Annotated in this window: 23 protein-coding genes; 13 read left to right on the top strand and 10 right to left on the bottom strand. The window is 73.7% G+C overall.

The window, feature by feature from the left end:
- Genes Q1K26_RS06955 through Q1K26_RS06965 form a run of 3 tightly spaced genes read right to left on the bottom strand, consistent with a single transcriptional unit; the run spans window position 1 to window position 1,740 of the window.
- Window positions 1-360, bottom strand: a complete 360-nt coding sequence (locus tag Q1K26_RS06955; RefSeq protein ID WP_300008621.1) for a DUF3618 domain-containing protein — start codon at window positions 358-360, stop codon at window positions 1-3.
- Window positions 357-827, bottom strand: coding sequence for a phage holin family protein (locus tag Q1K26_RS06960; protein ID WP_300008623.1), 471 nt, complete (start codon window positions 825-827; stop codon window positions 357-359). Before Q1K26_RS06960 ends, Q1K26_RS06955 begins: the two co-directional genes overlap by 4 nt.
- Before the next feature lie 58 nt (window positions 828-885).
- Complete coding sequence (locus tag Q1K26_RS06965) at window positions 886-1,740, bottom strand: SDR family oxidoreductase (RefSeq protein ID WP_300008625.1); 855 nt, start codon at window positions 1,738-1,740, stop codon at window positions 886-888.
- Window positions 1,741-1,967: 227 nt separating this feature from the next.
- Here Q1K26_RS06965 and Q1K26_RS06970 point away from each other — a divergent pair, with 227 nt between their 5' ends.
- A complete protein-coding gene (locus Q1K26_RS06970; protein ID WP_300008627.1) occupies window positions 1,968-3,032 on the top strand; it encodes an FUSC family protein in 1,065 nt (354 codons plus the stop codon).
- A 46-nt stretch (window positions 3,033-3,078) separates the two neighbouring features.
- Here the strand turns inward: Q1K26_RS06970 and Q1K26_RS06975 are convergent, their stop codons facing one another.
- Both Q1K26_RS06975 and Q1K26_RS06980 read right to left on the bottom strand, forming a co-directional pair.
- Window positions 3,079-4,173, bottom strand: a complete 1,095-nt coding sequence (locus tag Q1K26_RS06975; RefSeq protein ID WP_300008629.1) for an acetate/propionate family kinase — start codon at window positions 4,171-4,173, stop codon at window positions 3,079-3,081.
- Entirely contained in the window at window positions 4,170-6,545 is a 2,376-nt protein-coding gene (locus tag Q1K26_RS06980; RefSeq protein WP_300008630.1) for a phosphoketolase family protein, read from the bottom strand. Before Q1K26_RS06980 ends, Q1K26_RS06975 begins: the two co-directional genes overlap by 4 nt.
- Window positions 6,546-6,694: 149 nt before the next feature.
- Between Q1K26_RS06980 and Q1K26_RS06985 the strand changes: the two genes are divergently transcribed.
- The 5 genes from Q1K26_RS06985 to Q1K26_RS07005 all read left to right on the top strand — a co-directional run bounded on the left by Q1K26_RS06985 (window position 6,695) and on the right by Q1K26_RS07005 (window position 10,597).
- On the top strand, window positions 6,695-7,168 hold the full coding sequence (locus tag Q1K26_RS06985; protein WP_300008632.1) for a hypothetical protein: 474 nt from the start codon (window positions 6,695-6,697) through the stop codon (window positions 7,166-7,168).
- Between the two features lie 200 nt (window positions 7,169-7,368).
- Window positions 7,369-9,156: a hypothetical protein gene (locus tag Q1K26_RS06990; protein ID WP_300008633.1), complete on the top strand. Its 1,788-nt coding sequence runs from the start codon at window positions 7,369-7,371 to the stop codon at window positions 9,154-9,156.
- A 96-nt stretch (window positions 9,157-9,252) separates the two neighbouring features.
- Window positions 9,253-9,765 (top strand): cyclic nucleotide-binding domain-containing protein, encoded by a 513-nt coding sequence (locus Q1K26_RS06995; protein WP_300008635.1) that lies wholly within the window; start codon window positions 9,253-9,255, stop codon window positions 9,763-9,765.
- Window positions 9,762-10,334 (top strand): sigma-70 family RNA polymerase sigma factor, encoded by a 573-nt coding sequence (locus Q1K26_RS07000; protein ID WP_300008637.1) that lies wholly within the window; start codon window positions 9,762-9,764, stop codon window positions 10,332-10,334. The genes Q1K26_RS06995 and Q1K26_RS07000 overlap by 4 nt, the downstream gene beginning before the upstream one ends.
- A gap of 5 nt (window positions 10,335-10,339) precedes the next feature.
- On the top strand, window positions 10,340-10,597 hold the full coding sequence (locus Q1K26_RS07005; protein ID WP_300008639.1) for a zf-HC2 domain-containing protein: 258 nt from the start codon (window positions 10,340-10,342) through the stop codon (window positions 10,595-10,597).
- Between the two features lie 7 nt (window positions 10,598-10,604).
- On the opposite strand, the gene Q1K26_RS07010 is transcribed toward Q1K26_RS07005, so the two are convergent.
- The 3 genes from Q1K26_RS07010 to Q1K26_RS07020 form a co-directional block, all read right to left on the bottom strand.
- Window positions 10,605-11,234: a hypothetical protein gene (locus tag Q1K26_RS07010; protein WP_300008641.1), complete on the bottom strand. Its 630-nt coding sequence runs from the start codon at window positions 11,232-11,234 to the stop codon at window positions 10,605-10,607.
- The gene (locus tag Q1K26_RS07015) at window positions 11,231-11,557 is read right to left on the bottom strand and encodes a hypothetical protein (RefSeq protein WP_300008643.1); all 327 of its coding nucleotides are present in this window, start codon (window positions 11,555-11,557) and stop codon (window positions 11,231-11,233) included. Before Q1K26_RS07015 ends, Q1K26_RS07010 begins: the two co-directional genes overlap by 4 nt.
- Window positions 11,558-11,839: 282 nt before the next feature.
- The gene (locus Q1K26_RS07020; RefSeq protein ID WP_300008645.1) at window positions 11,840-13,777 is read right to left on the bottom strand and encodes a GAF domain-containing protein; all 1,938 of its coding nucleotides are present in this window, start codon (window positions 13,775-13,777) and stop codon (window positions 11,840-11,842) included.
- A 120-nt stretch (window positions 13,778-13,897) separates the two neighbouring features.
- Here Q1K26_RS07020 and Q1K26_RS07025 point away from each other — a divergent pair, with 120 nt between their 5' ends.
- The 7 genes from Q1K26_RS07025 to Q1K26_RS07055 all read left to right on the top strand — a co-directional run bounded on the left by Q1K26_RS07025 (window position 13,898) and on the right by Q1K26_RS07055 (window position 22,412).
- Window positions 13,898-15,091, top strand: a complete 1,194-nt coding sequence (locus Q1K26_RS07025) for an FAD binding domain-containing protein (RefSeq protein WP_300008646.1) — start codon at window positions 13,898-13,900, stop codon at window positions 15,089-15,091.
- 163 nt (window positions 15,092-15,254) lie between these two features.
- Window positions 15,255-16,142, top strand: coding sequence for an FAD binding domain-containing protein (locus Q1K26_RS07030; protein WP_300008648.1), 888 nt, complete (start codon window positions 15,255-15,257; stop codon window positions 16,140-16,142).
- The gene (locus Q1K26_RS07035; RefSeq protein ID WP_300008650.1) at window positions 16,139-16,678 is read left to right on the top strand and encodes a (2Fe-2S)-binding protein; all 540 of its coding nucleotides are present in this window, start codon (window positions 16,139-16,141) and stop codon (window positions 16,676-16,678) included. The genes Q1K26_RS07030 and Q1K26_RS07035 overlap by 4 nt, the downstream gene beginning before the upstream one ends.
- Window positions 16,679-16,680: 2 nt before the next feature.
- Window positions 16,681-19,113, top strand: coding sequence for a xanthine dehydrogenase family protein molybdopterin-binding subunit (locus Q1K26_RS07040; RefSeq protein WP_300008652.1), 2,433 nt, complete (start codon window positions 16,681-16,683; stop codon window positions 19,111-19,113).
- 88 nt (window positions 19,114-19,201) lie between these two features.
- Window positions 19,202-20,065 carry a MoxR family ATPase gene (locus tag Q1K26_RS07045; protein WP_300008654.1) on the top strand — a complete coding sequence of 288 codons (864 nt, stop codon included), beginning with the start codon at window positions 19,202-19,204 and terminating at the stop codon, window positions 20,063-20,065.
- Window positions 20,062-21,207, top strand: a complete 1,146-nt coding sequence (locus Q1K26_RS07050; protein ID WP_300008656.1) for a VWA domain-containing protein — start codon at window positions 20,062-20,064, stop codon at window positions 21,205-21,207. The genes Q1K26_RS07045 and Q1K26_RS07050 overlap by 4 nt, the downstream gene beginning before the upstream one ends.
- The gene (locus Q1K26_RS07055) at window positions 21,207-22,412 is read left to right on the top strand and encodes an MFS transporter (RefSeq protein WP_300008657.1); all 1,206 of its coding nucleotides are present in this window, start codon (window positions 21,207-21,209) and stop codon (window positions 22,410-22,412) included. The genes Q1K26_RS07050 and Q1K26_RS07055 overlap by 1 nt, the downstream gene beginning before the upstream one ends.
- Window positions 22,413-23,237: 825 nt before the next feature.
- On the opposite strand, the gene Q1K26_RS07060 is transcribed toward Q1K26_RS07055, so the two are convergent.
- Entirely contained in the window at window positions 23,238-23,585 is a 348-nt protein-coding gene (locus tag Q1K26_RS07060) for a hypothetical protein (protein WP_300008659.1), read from the bottom strand.
- Complete coding sequence (locus Q1K26_RS07065; RefSeq protein ID WP_300008660.1) at window positions 23,582-23,878, bottom strand: hypothetical protein; 297 nt, start codon at window positions 23,876-23,878, stop codon at window positions 23,582-23,584. Before Q1K26_RS07065 ends, Q1K26_RS07060 begins: the two co-directional genes overlap by 4 nt.
- Between the last annotated feature and the right edge of the window lie 175 nt (window positions 23,879-24,053).

Genomic DNA, 24,053 nt, shown 5'->3' on the forward strand with positions numbered 1-24,053 from the left:
TCAGCGCCTCCTCGGTCGGGCCCGATTCACCACCAGCACCACCAGCACCAGCAGGGCCGCCGCCACGAGCGTCGGCTGCTCGCGTGCCGCGCGACCCACCGGGGGTGCCTTCTCCTCCAGTACCGTCTGCACGCGGTCGAGCCGGTCGCGCGCCCGCGCGGTCGTCTCGTCGCGCCGCGCCCGGATCTGCGCGGGCACGTCGAGCCGGTGGGCGAGCTCGGTCACGGTCTCGCCGAGCTCGCCGCGCAGCTCCTCCATGTCGGCGCGGCGTTCGTCCGGGCTGCGGTCGTCGGGCCGCCCGTCCACGACGGGACGGCTCTCGTCGACGGGCCCCGCCGCCGCGGGCTCGGGAGCGCTCATCGACGCACCGCCGTCCGGACGGTGTCGACGTCGCGACCGACGCCGTCCACGGCCTGCTCGGGTACCGGCGGCGCGGCGCGCCGGATCTGCGAGCGACCCGCCAGGGCGAGCACACCCGCGACGACCAGCAGCGCGACCCCGACGATGACCGCGGCGAGCCAGACGTCCAGGACGAAGGCGAGCCCGGCCACGGCCGCCGCGACGAGCGCACCGCCCCCGTACAGGGCGAGGACGCCACCGGCGCCGGCCAGCCCGGCACCGGTCCCGGCGCGCTTTCCCTTCGTCGCCAGTTCGGCGCGGGCCAGTTCCAGCTCGCCCCTGACCAGCTCGGTGACCTGGCCGGAGAGCCGCGTCGCCAGCTCCCCGGTGGACAGCTCGGCCGGGGTCGGGCGGGAGGTCTGTGGTTCGGCGGGGTCCGCGGCGTGCCGCGGGGTGCTCGCCCGCCCGTCCGTGGTGTGGGTGCTCATGGGAGGCGAGGTACCCGGTGCCCGGCCGGTCACACCTGCCGGCGGTCGTCCGACCGGGTCATCCGGGCAGGGTCTCGCCGCCCAGGGGCGCGAGCACCTCGCCCGTGTAGTAGGACGACAGGGTCTCGGCGGCGAAGAAGACGTAGGACGGGGCGATCTCGTCGGGATCGGCCGCACGGCCCATGGGCACCTGCCCGCCGAACGTCTCGACCTTGCCCGGCGGCATCGTCGCCGGGATCAGCGGGGTCCACACCGGGCCGGGGGCGACGCAGTTGACCCGGATGCCGCGATCCACCAGCGCCTGGGCCAGCGAGTAGGTCAGCGCGTTCACCGCGCCCTTCGCCGCCGAGTAGTCGATCAACGACTTGTTGCCGCGCAGCCCGTTGACCGAGCCGGTGTTGATGATCGCGCCGCCGCGCGGCAGGTGGGCCAGCGCGGCGCGGGTGACCCGGAAGAAGCTGTGCACGTTGACCTCGAAGGTCCGCAGCCAGCGCTCGTCGTCGATGTCCTCGGGGGCGTCGACGGGTTCCTGGGTGGCGATGTTGTTGACCAGCACGTCGAGCCGCCCGAACTCGGCGACGGTGCGGTCCACCACGTCGACGCAGTGCGCGGCGTCGCCCAGGTCGCCGCGGACGGTCACGGCGCGCCTGCCCTCCTCGCGCACGAGCGCGGCGGTGTGCTCGGCGTCGTCGTCCTCGCAGAGGTAGGCGACGACCACGTCCGCGCCCTCCTTGGCGAACGCGACGCAGACCGCGCGACCGATCCCGGAGTCGCCGCCGGTGACCAGCGCGACCTGGTCACGCAGCAGGTCGCGCCCGGTGTAGGCGCGCATCTCGTCGCGGGGCTCGGGGGCCATCTCCGCCGTGCTCCCGGGCGGGTCCTGTTGCTGGCGGGGCTGCGGGCTCTCGTTCATCCCCCGGGCTACCCGCAGGCACAGCGGTCACGCACGGTTCCTGCAGGAATGTGTGAGCGGGAATGTGTGAGCGGGAATGTGTGAGCTGGGGCCGGTCGGGCACCCCACGGGATGCCCGACCCCGGTAGCACCGACGTCCGGCCGGGCGGCGTGCGGGCCCCGGTCCCTACGGACGTCGAGCGCCTGCCGGACGGGCCGGCGGACGGCTGGGAAGGGGTCGATCCACTGTGGCTGACGGGGTGGTGACCCGCGCCCGGGAGGCGGTGCTGCGCACCGGCCGGGACCGGGAGGCCGCGACCCAGGCCCTCAAGGCCGCGCTGGCCGCGGTGCTGGCCCTGCTGGTCACCCGCGGGGCCGCCGCCTACGGGGTCGGGGACGAACAGGCGTTCCTCGGACCCTACGTCGCCGTCCTGACCGTCACGATGACGGTGCACCGCTCGTGGACCGGCGCCGCCCGGCAGGCCGTGCTGGCGCTGCTCGGGGTGCTGCTCGCCTTCGCCGTCGGGGCGCTGGTCCCGCTGCCCCTGGCGGCACTCGCGCTGGTGGTCGTGCTCGGGCTGCTGATCGGACGGTGGCGGCGGCTGCGACCCGACGGGCACTGGGTCGCGGTCACCGCGCTGATCCTGCTGGTCAACGGCAGCGCGGGCCGACCGCAGGACCTGGCGGCATGGGCGCTGTTCAGCGTCGTCGGGGCGGTGGTCGGCGCGGCGGTCAACACCTTCGTGCTCCCACCGGTGCACCTGCGGGACGCGCGCGACGCGGTGCGGTCCCTGGCCGGCGAGATCAGCGAGGAACTGCGCGGGGTCGCCGCCGGCGTGCGCGAGGGCTGGACCTCGTCCGACGCCACGGGGTGGGTGACCCGGGCGCGGCGGCTGCGGGGGGCCGTACGCGGCGTCCACGACACGGTGTGGGTCGGTCGGGAGAGCGTGCGGTGGAACCCGCGGCGGCGGGCCATCGTCCGCTCCGACTCCGCGCTGGTCGATGCGGACACGGTGACCCGGCTGGGGCGACTCGCCGAGCGGGTGGTGCAGGTGTCGGTGCTGCTCGGCGACCTCGCCGATCTCGGCGACCAGCCGGCCGACCCCGCGCTCGCCGAGCTGCTCAACCGGCTGGCCGCCGCCGTGGACGCCCTCTACGAACGCGCGGGCGACGACCTCGGCGACGAGGTCGCCGGGCCCGCCGAGCGGGTTCGCGAGCTGCGCGACGACGCCGGGACCAAGCCCGCGGACGTCCGCAACACCTGCCTGGTCACGATCGACGACGCGCTCGGGGACCTGACCCGCCGGCTGTGAACCCGCCGGCTGCGAACCCCGCCGGCTCGGCGTGCCCGGGCGCCGATCACGCGGCGGGCGGCGACCCGAGCACCGCCCGGACCTGCTCGGCGATCACGAGGTCCTCCCGCGCCGCGACGACGACCGCCCTCGCCGCCGCTGCGGCCGCGCCGATGTCGGCGTCCCCGCCCCGGGCGGCGCCGTTGCGGTCCGGGTCCAGCGCGAGCCCGAGGAACGACAGCCGCTCCACGGCCAGCGCCCGCAGCGCGGGCAGGTGCTCCCCGACGCCGCCGCTGAAGGCGAGCACGTCGACCCCACCCATCGCCGTAGCCATGGCCGCGACGTGGGCGCGGGCGCGGTGCGCCCACACGTCCAGTGCGGCAACCGCCCGCCGGTCCCCGTCGGCCGCAGTACGGGCGACCGCGGCGGTGTCGGCGTCCCCGGCCAGGGCGAGCAGGCCGCTGTGCCGGTCCAGGGCCTCGGCGATCTCGTCGGGCTCGATGCCGCGGGCCACCAGCCACAGCGGGACGGCCGGGTCCAGGTCACCGCAGCGGCTGCCCATCACCAGCCCCGCGGTCGGGGTGAACCCCATCGTGGTGTCCACCGAGCGGCCCCGTTCCACCGCGCACAGCGACGCGCCCGACCCGAGGTGGGCGGTGACGATGCGCAGCTCGTCGAGCGGGCGGTCCACCAGCTCCGCCGCGCGGCGGGACGCCCACTCGTGCGCGAGCCCGTGGAACCCGTAGCGGCGCACCCCGAGCTCGTCGCGCCAGCGCTCGGGCACCGCGTAGGTGTGTGCGGCCACCGGCAGCGTCGCGTGGAAGGCGGTGTCGAAGCACGCCACCTGCGCGATGCCGGGGCGGGTCTCCCGGGCCTGCCGCAACGCCGCGACCGAGGGCTCCTGGTGCAGCGGCGCGAGGGTGCGCAGAGCGGCGATGCGTTCCAGCACGTCGTCGTCGACCACGGTGGGACCGGTGAAGTCGAGCCCCCCGTGCACCACCCGGTGGCCGACCGCGTCCGGTGCGGGGTCGCTCTCCAGCAGCGTCGCGAGCGCATCGCGCGCGTCGCCGGGCGCCACCGAGTCGGCGTGCACCGTGGTGTCGCCCTCGAGCAGCGACAGCTTCACCGACGACGACCCGGCGTTGACGACCAGGACCCTCACGCCGACCACGTCCAGCCCAGGACGTCCGGGGCGTCCTGCCCGTGATCGCGGGTGTGCCGGCGGCAGCGCAGCCGCTCGTCGAGCAGGAACTGGCGCAGCGCGGCGTGCCGCACCCCCAGCTCGGGAACGCGGTCGATCACGTCGACGGCGAGGTGGAACCGGTCGAGGTCGTTGAGCATCACCATGTCGAACGGCGTGGTGGTGGTGCCCTCCTCCTTGTAGCCGCGCACGTGGATGTTGCGGTGGTTGGTACGGCGGTAGGTCAGGCGATGGATCAGCCACGGGTAGCCGTGGTAGGCGAAGATCACCGGCTTGTCCGTGGTGAACAGGCCGTCGAAGTCGCGGTCGGACAGGCCGTGCGGGTGCTCGCGCTCGTCCTGCAGCCGCATCAGGTCCACCACGTTGACCACCCGCACCCGCAGCTGCGGCAGGTGCTCGCGCAGCAGCGTCACCGCGGCGAGCACCTCCAGGGTCGGCACGTCGCCCGCGCAGCCGAGCACCACGTCGGGCTCGGTGCCCCGGTCCGACGAGGCCCAGTCCCACACGCCGATCCCCCGCGCGCAGTGTGCGATCGCCTCGTCCGCCGTCAGCCACTGCGGGGCGGGGTTCTTGCCGGCCACCACGACGTTGACGCAGTCGCGGGTGCGCAGGCAGTGGTCGTAGACCGACAGCAGCGTGTTCGCGTCCGGCGGCAGGTACACCCGCACGATCTCGGGCTTCTTGTTGAGCACGTGGTCGATGAACCCGGGGTCCTGGTGGGAGAAGCCGTTGTGGTCCTGGCGCCACACGTGGCTGGTGAGCAGGTAGTTCAGCGACGCGATCGGGCGCCGCCACGGGATGTGCCGGCAGGCGTCGATCCACTTGGCGTGCTGGTTGAACATCGAGTCGACGATGTGCACGAACGCCTCGTAGCAGTTGAACAGGCCGTGCCGGCCGGTGAGCAGGTAGCCCTCCAGCCAGCCCTGGCACAGCTGCTCGTTGAGCACCTCCAGCACCCGACCGGCCCGCGCGGTGTGCTCGTCGCCCGCGCGGATCTCGCCGGTGAACTGGCGGTCGGTGGCCTCGAAGATCCCCTGCAGCCGGTTGGACGCGGTCTCGTCCGGGCCGACGACGCGGAAGTTGTCGGGGTTGCGACGCACCACCTCGGCCAGCCAGCCGCCGAGCGTGCCGGTGGCGCTCGCCGCGCCGGATCCCGGGGCCGGCACCTCGACGGCGAAGTCGGTGAACGCGGGCAGCCGCAGGTCGCGCAGCAGCAGGCCCCCGTTGGCGTGCGGGGTGGCGCTCATCCGCCGGTCCCCCGCAGGCGCCGCGGCGGCGATCTCGGGGCGCGGCCGCCCGCCGTCGTCGAAGAGCTCGTCGGGGCGGTAGGAGCGCAGCCACTCCTCCAGCTGGGCGCGATGCCCGCCGTCGGTGCGTACCTCGGCCAGGGGCACCTGGTGCGCGCGGAACGTACCCTCCACCGGCGCGCCGTCGACCTCCCGCGGGCCGGTCCAGCCCTTCGGCGTGCGCAGCACCAGCGCGGGCCACGCCGGGCGCTCCACGTCCCGTCCCGCCTCCAGCTGCCGCGCCGCCCGCGTGCGGATGCGGTCGATCTCGGCGGTGATCTCGTCGAGCACCTGCGCCATCCGGGCGTGCACCGCCATCGGGTCCTCGGCCCTGCCGTCCGAGTCGGGGAACCCGCCCTCCAGCACGTACGGCCGGTGCCCGTGGCCCTCCAGCTGCGCGAGCAGCTCCCGCTCCGGGATGCGGGCGGGCACCGTCGAGTTCGCGATCTTGTAGCCGTTGAGGTGCACGACGGGCAGCACCGTGCCGTCGTGCACGGGGTGGGCGAACTTGTTCGACTGCCAGCTCCCGGCCAGCGCGCCGGTCTCGAACTCGCCGTCGCCGACCACGCACGCGACCAGCAGGTCCGGGTTGTCGAACACGGCCCCGTAGGCGTGGGCGAGGGCGTAGCCGAGCTCACCGCCCTCGTGGATCGAGCCGGGTGTCTCCGGCGCGGCGTGGCTGGGGATGCCGCCCGGGAACGAGAACTGCCGGAACAGCCGTTCCATGCCCTCGGCGTCGCGGGGGACGTCGGCGAACCGCTCCGAGTAGGTGCCCTCCAGCCACGCGGTGGCCACGACCGCGGGCCCGCCGTGACCCGGCCCCGCGACGAACAGCACGTCGCGCCCGTCGCGGGCGATGACGCGGTTGAGGTGGGCCCACACGAACGTCAGACCGGGTGTGGTGCCCCAGTGCCCGAGCAGCCGGGGCTTGACGTGCTCGGCCCGCAGCGGCTCGCGCAACAGCGGGTTGTCCATCAGGTAGATCTGGCCGACCGACAGGTAGTTCGCCGCCCGCCACCAGGCGTCGACCCTCGCGAGCTCGGTCATGGGTGGAGTGTGCTCCGGAGCAGCCATGCGCGCAGGTACCCGGCGACGGCCGTGATCTACCCCCGTCTCCGTGATTGGGACGCGCCACGCCGGGAACCACCAGGAGGATCCGCCGACACCCGCACCCGCCCGAACACGAGGGAGACACGATGGCCGTGACCAGACTGCTCGCCGGAATCGCCGCCGGCGCGGCCGGTACCACCGCGCTCAACGCCGTGACCTTCGCGGACATGGTCGTTCGAGCCCGTCCGTCCAGCACCACCCCCGAGGACACGGTGCACGTGGCCGAGGACGCCACCGGGGTCTCCCTCGCCGCGGACGGCCCGGACAGCGCCGCGGCCGGCAACCGGCGCTCCGGCCTGGGCGCGCTGATGGGCATCGCCGCCGGGCTCGCGACCGGAGCGGTCTACGGCCTGGCCCGGCCCGGTCTCGGCGGGTTGCCCGCGGTGGCCCGGGGCGCGCTGGTGGGGGTGGCGGCCAACGTGGCCACCACCGGCCCGATGGCCGCGACCGGTGTCACCGACGTGCGGGAGTGGACCCCCGACTCCTGGGTGAGCGACCTGCTGCCGCACCTGGCGTACGGCCTGGTCACCGTGGCGGTCGCCGACGCGCTCGGCCGGTGAGGCCCGCGCCCTCGCCGGCACGCGAGCTCGACCAGAGCACGCCGCCACCGGCGCGGCGGGGGCCGGTGGCGGCGATCCTGCGGACGGCTCCAGCAGTGGGGTCGGTGTAGCGCCGCGCTCGCCGTACCGTTCGTCGAAGGTGAGCGACCATCCGCCGCTGACCTGCTGATTCGCTCCGTTATCGAACGTATGATCGAGCCATGCACACGACGGTCGACCTTCCCGACCTGGCGGCCCTGCCGCCCGGTCCGGGGCTGGCCGCCGCGCTCGAGGTCGTGCAGCTCTCGGCGGTGCCCAACGACCGGATGCTCGAGGTCCTCGCCGCCCAGCACCGCCAGCTGTGCCACGAACAGGCCCGGACGGCCGCCGTCGTGGCCGAGGTCGGCCGCTGCACCGGCTCCCCCGAGCCGGGCGAGGTGGCGCGCCTCGCCGCCCCGCAGCGCTACGCCCCGGAGGAGACCCGCGCGGCCCTGCGCTGGACCCGCCGGTCCGCCGAGTGGGAACACGACCTCGCCGAGACCGTCGTGCACACGATGCCCCAGCTGCACGCGGCGTGGCTCGCCGGAGTCGTGGACCGGCCGCGGGTGCTGGTGTTCGACCGCTACCTCACCGGCCTCACCCGCGACCAGATCACCGCGATCTGCGCCAAGGCCGTCCCGCTGGCCCCGACCCGCACCACCGGACAGCTCGCCGTGCTGCTGCGCCGCATGGTCCTGGCCGTCGACCCCGCCGCCGCGGAACGCTGGTACCGCAAGGGCATCCGCGAACGCAACGTCACCGCGATCACAGACCACGACGGCACCGTCGCCATGACCGCCCACGGCCTGCCCGCCGACGACGCCGAAGCCGCCTGCACCCGCGTCCAGGACCTCGCCGCCAGCGCGAAACGCGCCGGGCACCCCGGCCTGATCGGGCAGATCCGCTGCGACCTGTTCCTCGGCCTGCTCGACGGCCGCTTCCACGCCATGACCACCGCCCAGGTCGTCGCCGCACTGATCAAGCAGTACCGGCCCGACGGCGGGCCCACAGCCGCAACCGGGGACGACCGACCCGCCTCCGGCACCGGTCCCGCCCCGACCGGCGGCCCAGGCACCGCCGCAGCCGCTGCCGCACCGTCCGGCGGGACGGACGCGGCCGCGACCGGAGCAGCGGCCACCGGTATCGAGGTGCGGGTGGCGCTGTCCACCCTGCTCGGCCACGACGAGCTCCCCGGCGAGATCCCCGGCCTCGGGCTGCTGCCCGCCCCCGCCACCCGCGCCCGCGTCGCGCTGCAACGCCGGGCGCAGTGGCGCTTCGCCGTCACCGACGACACCGGCCGGCTGCTGTCCGAGGGCATCACCCGCCGCCGACCCCACACGGTCGGGGAACACCCCGTCCACCGCCACGGGCCGACCGGCGGCATCGTGGAGATCCACATCCCCGCGGCGCTCCTGGCACAGCCGGCCGAGGACGGGTCCGGCGCATGGGCCGGCGTGATCGCCGACATCGCCGCCCAACACGCCCGCCGCGACGCCCACCTCACCGACCTCGACGCCCGCCGCGGCGACCGGCTCCCCCACGCCGCACTGCGCCGCCACACCGAGATCCGCGACCGCACCTGCCGGTTCCCCGGATGCCGCCGCCGCGCCCACGCCACCGACACCGACCACACCCACGAACACGCCGCCGACGGCGACACCACCACCACCAACACCGGCCCGCTGTGCAACCACGACCACGACGTCAAACACCGCGGCGGCTGGACACTCACCCAACCCGAACCCGGCGTGTTCGTCTGGCACAGCCCACTGGGCGGCAGATACACCACACGCGGGGAGTTCCTGCTGCCCGACCTGCCCGACCCGCAGCCGGTCGACCTGGGACCACACTTCGACGTTCCCACCCGCCGCATCGAGGGCCCGATCCTGCAGCCCCACCACCGGGTCGAGCCACCCCGCCCGCCACCCCCGGCGCCCCGCCCCGAACTCCCCGACGACCCGCCGTTCTGAGGTCGGTGCGGTGGTGCAGATGGCCGCTGACCCGAGCGCTGCGGACCGTCCGCGCCGGCTCGGTGACCGCCGACGCCACCGTCCGCGACCCCGGGCGTGTGGATCATCCGATCGGGCCACGTCGAGCTCAGCGTCACCTCCAGCCGCAACCGAGTCGTCGTCGGGGTGCTCCGCCCCGGCGACGTCGAGGGCGACATCCCGCTACTACTCGGGCTGCCCCTGCCCTACGCGGCCCGCGCCGTCGACGCCGTCACCTGCCTGCAGCTGAGCCCCCCGGACTTCGAGGACCTGCTCGCCCGACACCCCGCGATCGCCCGCCGGTGGCTCTCCAGCCGTCTCCTGACCGACCCGCACCGGCCCCGGGAGGCGACCCCGTCACCGGCTTCCGACACCGTGAACTACCGCCTCGACAGCCCGGGCGCCGGCTGTTCTTCGAACCGTTCCCGCGCCGGGTGCGCGCCGAGTTCAACGGCCAGACCGTGCACTCGCCGCATGGCTACCCCGTTCCCGGGTGCTACCGGGACAGTCGATCTGAGGAGGACCGGTGGTCCGGCGCCGGATTCCCGGGAGGGGAATCGCGGCGGGCCGCTCGGGGTTCCGACCCCGTGAACGACCACGCGGCCACGACGCCCGACCCGGGCCGTCGCTCGTCCGCGACCGCGTTCGCCCGCTACGTCGAACCCGAGGTCCCGGTCCTCTACCGGGTGGCCCTGACGATGGCCGGCCAGCCCGCCGATGCCGAGGACCTCGTCCAGGACACCCTCGTACGCGCCTACCGCGCCATCGACCGCTTCGACGGCGCCCATCCCCGCGCCTGGCTGCTGACCATCCTGCGCAACACCCACCGCAACCGCGCCCGCACCCGCATCCCGGCACTCCTGCACGACGACGAGCAGGAGACCGGGCGCCTCGACCGCGGCGGTGACGCCCGCAGCGCCGAGGACATCGTGGTCGACGCCCAGTTCGAGGCCGTCGTCGCCGACGCCCTCGCCGCGCTGCCCACCATGCACCGCACGGTGGTCCAGCTCGTCGACGTCGACGGCCTCACCTACGCCGAGGCCGCCCTCACCCTCGGAATCCCCCGGGGCACCGTGATGAGCCGACTGCACCGCGCCCGCGCCCGCATCCGCACCCGCCTGGTGGCCGCCGGGCTCGTCCCCCACCGGAGCCGACCGTGACCATGATGTCGTTGTCCGAGATGGCCCGCTGCCTGCGCACCTCCCGCGTGCTGCAGCGCTATCTCGACGGCGAGGCCGACGATCTCACCGCCGCGCGGGTCGCCGAGCACCTCGAGGAGTGCCGCCGCTGCGGCCTGCAGGCCCGGACCTACCAGGCCATCAAGCAGGCGCTGCGCTCCGGCTCCCGCGACGTCGACGACCTCGCCCTGCACCGGCTGCGGATCTTCAGCCGCTCCCTGGCCGACCCTGACGATGCCGGCTGATCGCGAGCTACCGGCACTCCGGGTTGGGGTGGTCGAACCGGGCCCCGGCCGCCCAGGCGTTCCGGTCGTTGCCGCGCGACGGGATGCCGCCGGCCGCGCGCAGCATCGCGGCGACGTGCATCAGGTTCCACGTCATGATCGTGGTGTTGCGCCGGGTGAAGTCGTTCTGCGGACCGCCGGAGCCCTCGTCGAGGTAGCTCGGGTCCGGCCCGGCCTCGCCGATCCACCCGGCGTCGGCCTGCGGCGGGATCGTGTAGCCCAGGTGCTGCAGCGAGTAGAGGACGTTCATCGCGACGTGCTTGATGCCGTCCTCGTTGCCGGTGACGATCACCCCGCCGACCTTGCCGTAGTACGACGACTGCCCGGCGTCGTTGAGCTCGCCGGAGTTGCCGTAGAGCCGCTCGACCACCCGGCCCGGCCAGGCCGCGATCGCCCCCTCGCGGATGGACAGCGACGGGTCCGGGACCAGGGAGGACTCGCTCACCCGGTACACCGTGCCCAGCCAGTGGCACTCCGGGCAGGCACTGGCGGCGGTGTTCGGCGAGAACGCGTCGGAGTCCAGGCGCTGCGTGGTGCCCGGAGGGTAGGTCCCGACCCGGGAGAACAGCATCCGCAGGGAGTTGGACAGCGTCGTCACCGTGCCGACGGTCGACCGCGACGTCGGGGCGCCGTGCCGCTGCTGGAGTGCGACGGCCGGAGGCCGGTGACGTCGGGGACCTTCGGCGCCCCGAGCTGCGCGATCAGGCGCCGCGCGTAGGGGGCGACGGACTCGAAGTAGCGCCGCTGGGCCTCGGCGTAGATCGTCCCGAACGCGAGCGACGACTTGCCCGACCCCGACACCCCGGTGAACACGACCAGGGCGTCACGGGGCACGTCCACGTCCACGTCGCGCAGGTTGTTCTCACGCGCACCCCGGACCCGGGCGAAGCCGGTGGGCGGGGGCGCCGGTAGCCGGCTCACGTCGTCGGTCCTCCGGTGGCGGGGTGGTGCAGCCGGCCGGCCCGGGCCGGCCATCAACCGGCCGTCGCCGAGGCGGCAAACGGCCGAGTACGGAGAGGCGTTTCGAGTCGCGCTCCACCGACCACGTGGAGACCACGACGGACCACGCGTCCATCCATCAGCAGTGGTCGATGTCGCCCACCAGCGGTGGTGGCGAGAGCACCGCTCCTTGATCCCGTCAGCCGCAGCCACGGGTGACAGGCACGACCGCCACCCGCTCCTGCAGCGCTGCGTCGACGCCGCCTACACCGACCGGTTCCCTCGGGTCTTCCTGCCTCGCCTGCCACGCGCCCGGCCGGCTCCCGACGCCGATGCCCGTGCGGTGCCCGGCGGCGGCCCGCCGTCGGGGGCGGGTGACGACGAGCCCCAGGCGGATCCCGTCACGTCCTCTGCCATGAACGCCGCCGTGAACTGCAACAGGGCCTCGGGGTCGGCCAGGCGCACACCGATCAGCTCCTCGATGCGCCGCAGGCGCAACCCGACGGTGTTCGGGTGCAGGTACAACGCCGCCGCGGTGCGGCTGGTGCTCGTGCCGTGCTCCAGGTAGGTGCGCAGGGTGGCGACCAGTGACATGTCCCGGTGGTCGTCGTGGCGGCGCAGGGGCGCGAGCACCCCGTCGGCGAAGCGGACGAGTTCGTGCGGATCCTCCAGCTGCAGCAGCAGCCCGTACACACCGAGGTCGGGCACCGTGAACGTCCGGTTGAGTCCGCCGCGCAGCTGCGCCAGCTCGAGCGCGCCCCGTGCGATCCGGAACGCGGTGGCGTAGTCGGACAGCGCGGTGCAGCGGCGGCCCACGACGGCGGACGCGGTGGCGCCGTCGAACGCGCGCTGCGCCGCCTGCCGGATGGCCTCGGCCGCATCCACCGGGTCGGCCCGCGGCCCGGGTCTGCCCTCCGGCCACAGCACCACCACGTGGTCACCCCAGCTCGTGACGAGCGGCCGCGGTCCCGGACCGTCCGCGGTGACCTGGGCGACGCCCAGCAGGCGCCGGACACCGCTCGGCCCGCCCATCCGGTGCATCGGCCCGTCGGGGCGGTCGGCCTTCACCACCAGTACCGAGTGCGGGCGGGTGAGGTCGTGCCCGAGCGACTCGGCCCGCGCGCCGAGCGCCGCCGAGGCGCCGCCGGCCAGCAGGTCGCTGAGCACGTCGCCGCGGAGCCTCCACTCCACCTCGAGCGCGGTGCGCTGGCGCAGCAGCTCCAGCGCGCAGACGACGGCGGCGTGCTCCACCGCGCGCCGGTCGAGCGGGCCCAGGTCCGCCACCGGGCCGGGCAGCCAGAGCCGGGCGACGAGCTCGCCCCCGAGCACGACCGGTGCCGTCATCAGGTCGCCGGTGGGCGAGTCCAGCAGCGTCGCGGCCGCGTCGTCGGCCGCCGCCACCGCGATCGGCGCCGGGTCGAGCAGCACGCCACGGTGCTGGGCGTTGGCCAGCGGCTGACCAGCAGGGTCGGCTACGAGGACGGGTCGGGCGAGCAGCCGGGCCAGTGCGTCGGCGACGGCCTGCACGCCGCCGGCCCGCAGTGCGACGGCGGTGAGCTCGTGGTGGATCTGCTCGGCCTGCTCCAGGAGCCGGTGCTGCGCGGTCAGTGACCGGTTGAGCCGTTCGAGGTCGTCGATCGTGCGGCGTTCGTGGTCGCGCAGCCGGGCCGTCTCCAGGGCGATGCCGGCCTGGTTGGCGAGGGTCTTGAGCAGGTCGATCTCGTCGGTGCCGAAGGGGTGCACGCCGGTGCGATAGCAGTTCAGCGTGCCCGCGGGCCTGCCGCCGACCAGCAGCGGGACGGCGACGATCGCGCGGTAGCCGTACTCGAGGGCGGCCGCAACCCACGGGGCGAACGACGGGTCCTCGGACAGGTCGGAGATCGCGACCGGCTCGGCCGTGCGGAACGCCCGGCTCGAGGGCCCCGCGCTCAGCGGCCCGGAGCCGAGCTTGATGGTGTGCTCGGCGTTGACCCGCGCGACGTACTCGGCCGAGAGCCCGTGCGAACCGGAGATGTAGAGCGCGTGCTCGTTGTCGTCGGCCAGGAGCACGCCGCCGGCCTCGTACCCGGTGAGCTCGCACGCGGTGGCCGCGATCAGGTCCAGCAGCGCGGGCAGCTCCACCGGCGCGTTCACCGCCGCGGCGATGGTGCCGACACCGGCCAGCCAGCGGCGAACCTCGTCGTGGCGGGTTTCCGTCGTCATGCTTGGCAGCATGCCACTGTGTGGAACCACAGCAGAATTCGCACCGGCTGGCTACTGACACAGTGCTCCGGACCGTCCACGTGGGGAACGCTCGGCAGAACAGGACCGAGAGGACGTGCCATGACCGACGACCAGCCACGGGTGATCGTGGTCGGCGGCTCGATGGGCGGGCTCACCGCCGCGCTCGTGCTGCGCGAGCTCGGTATGCGGGTGGACGTGTTCGAGCGGTCCCCCGAGCTGCTCGACGGCCGCGGCGCGGGGATCGTGCTGCAGCCCGACACCGTGCGCTGGTTCCGCGAGCACGGGGGCACCGGCGCCGTCGACAAGGTGAGCACCGGGTCGTCGCACCTGCGCTACATCGGCGCCGGGGACGAGATCGTCTTCGACGAGCCGAGCAGCTGGCGGTTCACGTCGTGGACGACGACCTACACGGCGCTGCTGGCCGACTTCGGCACCGACCACTACCACCTCGGCGAGCACTGCGCGGGCCTGGACCAGGACGCGGACGGTGTGGACCTGCGGTTCGTCAGCGGCCGCGAGGAGCGCGCCGACCTGGTGGTCTTCGCGGACGGCATCTCGTCCACGGGCCGGCGCCGGCTGCTGCCCGAGGTGGTTCCGCAGTACTCCGGGTACGTGGGCTGGCGCGGCACGGTGCCCGAGACCGAGGTGAGCGCGGCCACGCACGCGCTGCTCAGCGACTCGCTGGCCTACGCGATCGCCCCGAACACGCACATCTGCATGTACCCGATCCCGGGCAGGGGCGGCGCGCTGGCCGCGGGCGAGCGTGAGCTCAACTACGTCTGGTACCGCAACGTGCCCGAGGGTCCCCGGCTCGACGAGCTCCTCACCGACAAGCGCGGCTTCCCCTCGCCCGTGTCGGTGCACCCGGGCCAGGTCCAGGACCGCTACGTCACCGAGCTGCGTGCCGCCGCGCAGGAGCAGCTGCCCCCGGCCGCGGCCGAGCTCGTGGCGCGGACCGCCGAGCCGTTCATCCAGCCGGTGCTCGACGTCGAGGTGCCGCGGATGGCCTTCGGCCGGGTCGCGATCATGGGCGACGCCGGGTTCGCCGCGCGGCCGCACGCCGCGGCCGGCACGGCGAAGGCGGCGGCCGACGCGTGGGCCCTGGCCGATGCGCTGCGCGCGGCCGATGGCGACGTCACGACGGCGCTGGCGACGTGGGAGCCCGGCCGCCTGGAGCTGGGCCGCAGCCTGCTGGAGCGGGTGCGGGAGATGGGCCGCAAGTACCAGGTGGACAGCACGGCGGACCCCGCGGACCGCTCGCTGCGGTTCGGCCTCTACGGGCCGGACCAGTGACCGCGGCTCCATGGGTGGATCCACACCCACACGCACCGCAACTGTGTCTCCACACAACAGACGGGCCGGTACGACGGCGTAGGGTCGGCCTGACCCTGCGGCCGCCGGCTCCCTCGACCGGCAGGAACACCAGGATCTCCCCCACGGACAGGCAGGACGGGCGATGAAGCCTCCGAAGTTCATGTATTGCGACCCCGACTCGGTCGAGGAGGCGGTGGCGCTCAAGAGCCGCTACGGCCACGACTCGCTGGTACTGGCCGGTGGGCAGAGCCTGATGCCGATGCTCAACATGCGGCTGGCCAACCCCGAGGTCCTCATCGACATCAACCGGATCACCGGTCTGCAGCAGATCACCCGGGACGGCGACGTCCTCGAGATCGGCGCCGGCGTCCGGCAGTCGGTGCTGGAGACCGACCCGGCCGTGGCCGCGGCCGTCCCGCTGCTCGGCCTGGTCGTGCCCTACATCGGCCACATCGAGAACCGCCACCGCGGCACGGTCGGCGGCAGCCTCGCGCACGCCGACGCGGCCGCCGAGCTGCCGTGCGCGGCGGTCACCCTCGACGCCACCGTCGTCGTGCAGGGCACCGCCGGTCGTCGCGAGGTCCCCGCCCGCGAGTTCTTCGAGGGCTTCATGACCAACTCCTGCGCGCCCGACGAGCTCGTCGTCGCGGTGCGCTTCCCGGTCACACCCGCCGCGGCCGGTTCCGCGTTCGTGGAGCACGCACGCCGGCAGGGCGACTTCGCCCTCGCCGCCGCCGCGGCCGTGGTCACGCTGGACGCGCAGGGCCACGTCGCCTCGGCCGCCGTCGGCGTCGCCGGCATCTCCGGCACCCCGGTCCGCGCCACCGCCGTGCAGGACGCGCTGGTCGGCGGGCCGACCACCGCCGAGGCCGTCGCCGCGGCCGCAGCGGCCGTCGGCGACACCGTCAGCGCCGCCGACGACATGCACGCCACCGGCACCTACCGCAGGCACCTGGCCGTCACCGTGGTGAAGCGGGCGATCACCGCCGCGGTCGGCAACGCCGCCGCCGTCGAGAGGAACGGGTCGTGACGACCACCGAGAACCACAGCACGTACGACTCCGACACCCGTGCGGTGACCCTGCGCGTCAACGGCCGCGAGGTCACCCGCGTGGTCCCGACCCGCCAGACGCTCGCCGACTTCCTGCGCGACGATCTCGACCTGGTCAGCGTGCACCTGGGCTGCGAGCACGGCGTGTGCGGCTGCTGCACGGTGCTGCTCGACGGCGGCTCCGTGCGGTCCTGCCTGATGCTCGCCGTGCAGGCCGTCGGCCACGAGGTCGAGACCGTGGAGAGCCTGTCCGCGGACCAGGACGCCCTGCACCCGATCCAGGAGGCGTTCGCCGAGGAGCAGGGCCTGCAGTGCGGGTTCTGCACCCCGGCGATGGTGCTGCGCACCAAGGAGATCCTCGCCGACGGCGTGGAGCGCTCCGACGACGAGGTGCGCAACGAGATCTCCGGGATCCTGTGCCGCTGCACGGGCTACCAGAACATCATCAACGCGGTCCAGAACGCCGGCCGGAAGCTCCGCTGCGGCAACTCCGGCACGTGTGCGAAGGAGGCCTGACCATGACCGCTGTCACGGACGGCGAGGCGAACGAGAAGCCCGCGTACACCTACATCGGCTCGGACCGCAAGCGGGTCGAGGACCCGCGGCTGCTGGTCGGGCGCGGCGGCTACATCGCCGACCTGAAGATGCAGGGGCTGACGCACGCCGCGATCCTGCGCAGCCCGGTGCCGCACGCGAGGATCGTCTCGGTCGACGCGACCGAGGCGCTGAAGATCCCCGGCGTGATCGCCGTCCTCACCGGTGAGGACGTCACGAAGCACATGAACCCGTGCATGAACTTCGGGCCGCCGACGATCCCGCAGTATCCGATCGCCGTCGACAAGGTGCGCTACGTCGGCGAGGCCGTCGCGGCCGTCGTCGCGGAGGACCGCTACATCGCCGAGGACGGCGTCGAGGCGCTCGTCGTCGAGTTCGAGGACCTGCCCGCGGTCACCGACCCGATGAAGGCGCTGGAGCCGGGGTCGGCCGTGCTGCACGACGAGCACGGCACCAACCTGGGCTACGAGCGGACCTTCGAGTTCGGCGACATCTCCGAGGCGCTGGGGCGCGCGGACCTGGTCGTCGAGGACACGCTGCACTGGGGCCGCTCGGCCGGCATGCCGATGGAGACCAGCGGCGCGGTCGCGCGGGTCGGTCTCAACGGCGTCCTGGAGATCCACTGCAACTCGCTGAACTTCAGCTACCTGCAGTTCCTCGTGGCCACCGCGCTGAAGATCCCGTCGAACAAGCTGACGATGCGGCCCGTCCCGGCAGGCGGCAGCTTCGGCAGCAAGTTCACCGCGCACAAGGTGCCCACGCTCGCGGGCTTCCTGGCGCTGCGCACCGGCCGCCCGGTGTCCTATGTCGAGGACCGTCTCGACCACCTGATGAACTCCGACCACCACGCGTCGGACCGCTACTACGACGCGAAGATGGGCTTCACGTCCGAGGGCATCATCACCGGCCTCGACATCGACGTGGTCGACGACTACGGCGCCTACCTGCAGTTCGGGGTCGGCACGCACGGCAACGCCTTCTCCCAGGCCGTGGGCCCGTACACGTTCCGGGACCTGAGGTACCGGCTGCGCGCGGCGCTGACCAACAAGTGCCAGCAGGGCGCCTACCGCGGGTTCGGCTCCGAGGTGCACAACTGGGTGCTGGAGCGGCTGATCGACAAGGCGGCGCAGGAGCTGGGGCTGCTCCCGGAGGAGATCCGGCGGCGCAACTTCATCCAGCCCGAGCAGTTCCCGTACAAGATCCCCGGCGGGAACCTGTACGACAGCGGCGACTACCCGAAGGTGCTGGACACGGCCCTCGGGATGATCGACCTCGCGTACTGGCGCCAGGAGAAGGCGCGCTTGCGCGAGGAGGAGGGCCGCTACATCGGGATCGGCCTGGCCACCACCCAGGAGCGCTCGGTCTTCTCCTCCACCGAGTTCTGGTTCTGGTTCGACGAGCCGGCCTTCCCGATCACGTCGAGCCCCGAGAGCGCGACGATCACGATCGACCCCACGGGTGCGTTCCAGCTGCTGCTGCACTGCCAGGCCATGTGGGGCAACAGCCCCGAGACGGTGAGCACGACGATCGTGGCCGAGGAGTTCGGCATCGAGCCGAACACGGTCAACGTCAGCTACGCCGACACCGCCCGCGCCCTGCCGGGCACCGGCCCCGGCGGCAGCCGCTACACCGTGATGGTCGCGGGCGCGGTCCGCGGTGCGGCGCGCAAGCTCAAGAAGAAGCTCATCGACATCGCCGCGCACACGCTCGAGGTGTCGGCGGAGGACCTGGAGCTCGTCGACGCGCGGGTGCAGGTCGTGGGGGCGCCGGAGCGGTCGCTCGGCCTGCCGGAGCTGGCGGCGTCGGCCTACTTCTTCGCACTCAACCTGCCCCCGGGCATGACGAGCGGGCTGGAGGAGGCCTACACCTACGACCACCCGTACACGACGCTGCCCTCGGCGGACCGCACGGACCTCGGCGTCTTCTACCCGATCATGGGCCACGCGTGCCACATCGCGGTCATGGAGGTCGACCCGGACACCGGGCAGACCTCGTTCCTCGACTACGTCGCGGTGCACGACGCCGGCACCGTGGTGAACCCGAAGAGCCTGGGCGGGCACGTCACGGGCGGTGCGGCGCAGGGGCTGGGCTCCACGCTGTACGAGGAGCTGGCCTACGACGAGGAGGGGCAGTTCACGTCCTCCACGTTCCTGGACTACCTCGTCCCGACCGCCAACGAGGTCCCGCCGTTCCGGATCGGGCACGTCGAGACCCCGTCTCCGTTCACCGAGTACGGCATCAAGGGCGGCGGCGAGGGCGGCCGCATGGTCACCCCGTCGGTGGTGTCCGCGGCCATCGACGACGCCCTGCGGGAGTACGGCATGCGCGTCCGCGAGCTCCCGGTGAAGCCGTCGGAGATCGTGGCCACCGTGCAGGACTCCATCGCGCGCCGCTGAGAAGCGCCCCCGGGCGCACCGATCGCGACCCGGCCCCGGACGGACCCCTTCCCGTCCGGGGCCGGGTCGGACCAAGTGAGGACCATTCATGGCGCACCCGTTCACCTCGCCCGCCGAGCTCCGCACGCGGCTCGGTGAGGTCGGCTACCTCGCCGACGACGCCCTGTCGATGGCGACCCACCTCGCGCTGGGGTTGAACCGCCCGCTGCTGCTCGAGGGCGAGAACGGCGTCGGCAAGACCGAGATCGCCAAGGCGCTGGCCGCGCTGCTGGGCCGCGACCTGATCCGGCTGCAGTGCTACGAGGGCATCGACACCAGCCAGGCGCTCTACGACTGGCACTACGGCCGCCAGCTGCTCGCCGTCCGCGGGTCGGAGGACGCCAGGGCCGCCGACGTCTTCACCCGCGACTACCTGCTCTCCCGGCCGCTGCTCGAGGCGCTCGAGGCGGGCGACCGGGCCGTGCTGCTCATCGACGAGCTCGACCGCGCCGACGACGAGTTCGAGGCGTTCCTGCTCGAGCTGCTCTCGGACTTCGCCGTGACCATCCCCGAGGTCGGGCGCATCGTGGCGCCGTCGCCGCCGCTGGTGGTGCTCACGTCCAACCGCACCCGCGACCTGCACAACGCGCTGCGCCGGCGCTGCCTCTACCACTGGGTGTCGCATCCCGACGCCGAGCGCGAGTTCGAGATCCTGCGGGTCCGCGCGCCGGAGGTCCCCGAGGCGCTGGCCCGGCAGGTGGCCGGGGCCGTGCACCGGATCCGCGGCCTGGGGCTGGGCAACTCCCCCGGTGTCGGGGAGTCGATCGACTGGGCCGGCGCGCTGCACATGGTCGGGGTCGCCACGCTCTCCCGGGAGATCGCCGCCGCCACCCTCAGCGCGTTGATCAAGGACGTCGACGACCAGCAGCTGGTGACCGAGAAGATCGATCTCGTGGTCCCCTCGACCTCGTGAGCGCCGAGCCCATCGAGGTCACCGGGCGGACCTGCGTGGAGTTCGCCGCGCTGCTGCGCCGCCGCGGCCTGGCGATCGGCCCCGAGCAGACGACCGCGTTCTACGGGGCGCTGCACCTGCTCGGGCAGGTCGGCCTGCGCGAGCTGTACTGGGCCGGTCGTGTGGTGCTGGCCAACCAGCGCGAGCAGTATCCGATCTACACGGCGGCGTTCGCCGAGTTCTTCGGCCCGCCCTCCGACGACGACCACGGCCTGCCGGCGCCGCCGCGCGACCGGCCGCTGGTCGCGGTGGACCGGGAGGCCGGTGCCCCCGGCACCCCGACCGCGCGGCCCGGCGAGCCGGAGCAGGAGGCCGACGAGGCCAGGGTGGTGCCGAGCGACATCCGGCTGCTCAAGGTCAAGTCCTTCGCGCACATGGACGCCGACGAACGCCGCCGGGCCGCCGCCCTGCTCCGCGACCTGCGCCCCGAGCTCCCGCGCCGCCGCGGCCGGCGCCGCCGCCCCGCCCCGACCGGGCCGCACCTGAACGTCCGGGGGCTGCTGCGCGCGTCGCTGCGCACCGACGGCGAGCCGATGCGGCTGCCCCGCCGCCGCGTGCCCTCCCGCGAGCGCCCCCTCACGCTGGTGATCGACGTGTCCGGTTCGATGGGTCCCTACGCGCTGGCGCTGCTGCGCTTCGGCCACGCCATGCTGCACGCCGGGCACCGCGTCGAGGTCTTCACCATCGGCGTCCAGCTCACGCGGATCACCGGGTCGCTGCGGCGCACCTCGGTCGACGCCGCGCTGCGCCGCATCGGCCGGGAGGTCGACGACTGGGACGGCGGCACGCTGCTCGGCACCGCGGTGCGCGACCTCGTCGACCGCTTCGGCGGGCACGCCGCGGTCCGCGGCGCGATGGTCGTCATGTGCTCCGACGGGCTCGACCGCGACGACCCCGAGACGCTCGGCTCGGCGATGCGGGACCTCTCCCGCCGCGCGCACCGGGTGGTCTGGCTCAACCCGCTCAAGGGCGATCCGCGCTACCGGCCGCTGCAGCGGGGGATGGCGGCCGCGCTGCCGCACGTCGACGTCTTCCTCGCCGGGCACAACCTCGTGAGCTTCGAGGCGATGTGCACGGCGCTGACCCGTCGCAGGGTGGCCTAGTGCTCGAGCGACCGGTACTCGACCTGCGGCGCAGCGCCGCGGGATTCTGGATCGTCGCCGCCGCCTTCACCGCGGTGATGTCGCTGGGCACCGCGCCGTCCCCGCTCTACCCGCTCTACCAGCAGGCCTACGGGTTCTCCTCCGTCACCGTCACGATCGTGTTCGCCGCCTACGCGGTGGGAGTCCTCGGCAGCCTGTTCATGGTCGGGCACCTGTCCGACCAGCTGGGCCGGCGCCGGCTGCTGCTCGCCGCGCTGGTCACCGCGGCGGCGTCGGCCGCGGTGTTCACCGTCTGGCCGGAGTTGCCGGGGCTGATTCTGGCGCGACTGCTCTCCGGCGTCGCGGTCGGGATGATCACCTCCACCGGGGTGGCCGCCCTCGCCGAGCTGGACGCCGCGGCCCGGCCGGGCCGCGGCGGGCGGCGGGCCGCGGTGGTCGGCACCGCCGCCAATCTGGGCGGGCTCGGCCTCGGGCCGCTCGTCGCGGGGGTGCTGGCCGACCTCGCGCCGTGGCCGCTGCACCTGCCCTACGTGGTGCACCTGGTGGCGCTGCTGGTCGCGGCGGCGCTGCTGGCGCTGGTGCCCGAGACGGTCCGCCGACCCGACCCGCGGCCCCCGTACCGGCCCCAGCGCGCCGCCGTACCCCCCGGGCTGCGGCGGCAGTTCGCCGCGGCCGCGGTGGCGGCGTTCGTGGCCTTCGCCCTCTTCGGGCTGTTCGCCGCCCTCGGTTCCGCCTTCGTCGGGGCGACGCTCGGCTCCACCTCGCACACCCTCGGCGGTCTCTCGACGACGGCCACGTTCGGCACCGCCGCGATCGTCCAGGCGCTGGTGCGGGACCCGTCGGGACGGTGGGCGGGCCTGCTCGGTACCGCGGCCGTCCCCGTCGGGCTGGCGGTCGTGGTGGCCGCCGCGTGGTGGCCGTCGTTGCCGCTGTTCCTGGCCGGTGAGGTCGCCGTCGGGGCCGGGGTCGGGCTGATGTTCTCCGGCGCGGTGCGCGTCGTCGCCACCGGCGCCGCGCCGGAGAAGCGGGCCGAGGCCGTGGCCGGGCTGTTCCTGACCGCCTACCTCGGGCTCACCCTGCCGGTGCTGGGGCTGGGCGTGGCCACTCAGTACGCGTCACCGCCGGTGGTCCTCACGGTCTACGCGGGGCTGGCCGCGCTGCTCGCCGTGGCGGCCGGGCGCCCGGTGCGGCACGCCCGGCCCTGATCGGTCGGTGGTGGTGCTGCGGCCGCGCGCATGGCCGCGGCGGCGGAGGCCTGGCTGGCGACACTGTCGCCCGAACAGCACGGGACCGCGGCTGCCGACGACGTCGTGCTCGCAGATCACCACCATCGGATCGACGAACCGGGGGGAGGCCTCTGGCGCAAGGCCTTCGACAGTGATCACTACAACCACCTCCCGAACCGCCGTCGCCGAGCGCATTGACAGCGGCACCGTCGGGGTGAACCGGTACCCCTCGGATCCGCCACTGGAGCTGCGCCACAGCTTCGTGTCGCTGCTGTCGGCCTCGGACGTCCGCATCGAGGACATCTCACGCCTGGTCGGACACAGCGGCACAGCCGTCACCGAGACGGTCTACCGACACCAGCTCCACGCCGTACTCGACGAGGGCGCCCGAGCCATGGACCACATCTTCCCGGAGCATGCGGGGCACTCCACAGGAGATAGCCACCCAGCTGGTCACTCACCCCCCCCGGACGCGGGAGCTGACCGCTGATCGGACAGCCGGCGGCCGGTCCGCGACCCGCACCGTCACCACGACACGTTCATGCAGGTCAGGAACACGAAACGGGCGGTTCCCGTCGAGAGGAACCGCCCGTTTCGACCGTCGGGACGACAGGATTTGAACCTGCGACCCCTTGACCCCCAGCACACCGCTGCGCACGTTCCTGCACGTCAGACGCGGTACAGGACGGGCATCGGTGACCAAGACGTGCAGGTCGGCGAGTGGATGGTCGGTGCGTGTGGTCCCAGATGGGTCCCAAGCGCGACCGTGGCGCCGCGTGCCTGGGCAGGCTCGTCCGACAGAACTCAGGCCGACTCGCGCATCACCCGTCGGGCGATCTCCTCGACCTGCCGCGCCGTGAGGACGGGCTCGTTCCCACCACGCAGCGCATCCCGCAGCAGACGACGGACCAGCGCCGACGGGGAGATCTGCTCCTGGGCCGCCCGCCGCTTCAGCGCCCCATCGAGCCCCCGATCGATGCGCAACGACAACGCCACCTCCAGCGCCGCCGCGTTCTCCGCCGCTTCCACCTCGGCAGCCTCTGCCTCCTCGTCCGCGTACTCCTCACGGATGGCACGCACCTCGGCAGCGACGTCAGCGTCATCGTGCCGCGCCGGCCGCCTCAATGTCTCGTCGCGATCACCCACCGTCATCCCTGCCCCTCGTAGTCCCGTAGATCCGCGCCGCTGCTCTTCCACGCCGTCACTCCGGCATGCGTCCCGCCCGTCGCGATGACCGTGATCACGAAACCCGCGCTCGGCGAGAAGCCGATGATCCGGACCGCACCCGTCCTGCTCTTCGGGTCGGGATCGTGCACGATTCCCCGCGGGTCCACGGCAGCCTCCACCGTCCAGTCCGGTTCGATGTTCGTCGCGCCGGGGTAGCGATCACTGCGGCGGCCGATGTACTCCGCATCCTCATCGCGCCACCACAGGCCGTCCAGCACGCCCGACATCGTCGCACAACGCCACACAGATCTGGTTCAGAATCTGTGCCGGGCTCGCTCGGGCTTGACTCCCACGCGGTACTCGCCGGTCCGTGCGGGACCCAGCTTGCGGACGACCGCTGGTCCCCCGGCGGTTCCCGGACTGGACTGCGACCCACCCCGGTAGGCAGGCGGG

Origin of the sequence: Pseudonocardia sp., from assembly GCF_029263155.1 — a bacterium.
Taxonomy (GTDB): domain Bacteria; phylum Actinomycetota; class Actinomycetes; order Mycobacteriales; family Pseudonocardiaceae; genus Pseudonocardia.

Excerpts from the sequence above, each read along its gene's own strand:
- Q1K26_RS07020 (WP_300008645.1), bottom strand. The coding sequence starts at position 13,777 with ATGACGACGGAAACCCGCCACGACGAGGTTCGCCGCTGGCTGGCCGGT.
- Q1K26_RS07045 (WP_300008654.1), top strand. The coding sequence starts at position 19,202 with ATGGCGCACCCGTTCACCTCGCCCGCCGAGCTCCGCACGCGGCTCGGT.
- Q1K26_RS07060 (WP_300008659.1), bottom strand. The coding sequence starts at position 23,585 with ATGACGGTGGGTGATCGCGACGAGACATTGAGGCGGCCGGCGCGGCAC.
- Q1K26_RS07025 (WP_300008646.1), top strand. The coding sequence starts at position 13,898 with ATGACCGACGACCAGCCACGGGTGATCGTGGTCGGCGGCTCGATGGGC.
- Q1K26_RS06960 (WP_300008623.1), bottom strand. The coding sequence starts at position 827 with ATGAGCACCCACACCACGGACGGGCGGGCGAGCACCCCGCGGCACGCC.
- Q1K26_RS06955 (WP_300008621.1), bottom strand. The coding sequence starts at position 360 with ATGAGCGCTCCCGAGCCCGCGGCGGCGGGGCCCGTCGACGAGAGCCGT.
- Q1K26_RS06985 (WP_300008632.1), top strand. The coding sequence starts at position 6,695 with ATGGCCGTGACCAGACTGCTCGCCGGAATCGCCGCCGGCGCGGCCGGT.
- Q1K26_RS07030 (WP_300008648.1), top strand. The coding sequence starts at position 15,255 with ATGAAGCCTCCGAAGTTCATGTATTGCGACCCCGACTCGGTCGAGGAG.
- Q1K26_RS06980 (WP_300008630.1), bottom strand. The coding sequence starts at position 6,545 with ATGACCGAGCTCGCGAGGGTCGACGCCTGGTGGCGGGCGGCGAACTAC.
- Q1K26_RS07040 (WP_300008652.1), top strand. The coding sequence starts at position 16,681 with ATGACCGCTGTCACGGACGGCGAGGCGAACGAGAAGCCCGCGTACACC.
- Q1K26_RS06965 (WP_300008625.1), bottom strand. The coding sequence starts at position 1,740 with ATGAACGAGAGCCCGCAGCCCCGCCAGCAACAGGACCCGCCCGGGAGC.
- Q1K26_RS06990 (WP_300008633.1), top strand. The coding sequence starts at position 7,369 with ATGCACACGACGGTCGACCTTCCCGACCTGGCGGCCCTGCCGCCCGGT.
- Q1K26_RS07005 (WP_300008639.1), top strand. The coding sequence starts at position 10,340 with ATGTCGTTGTCCGAGATGGCCCGCTGCCTGCGCACCTCCCGCGTGCTG.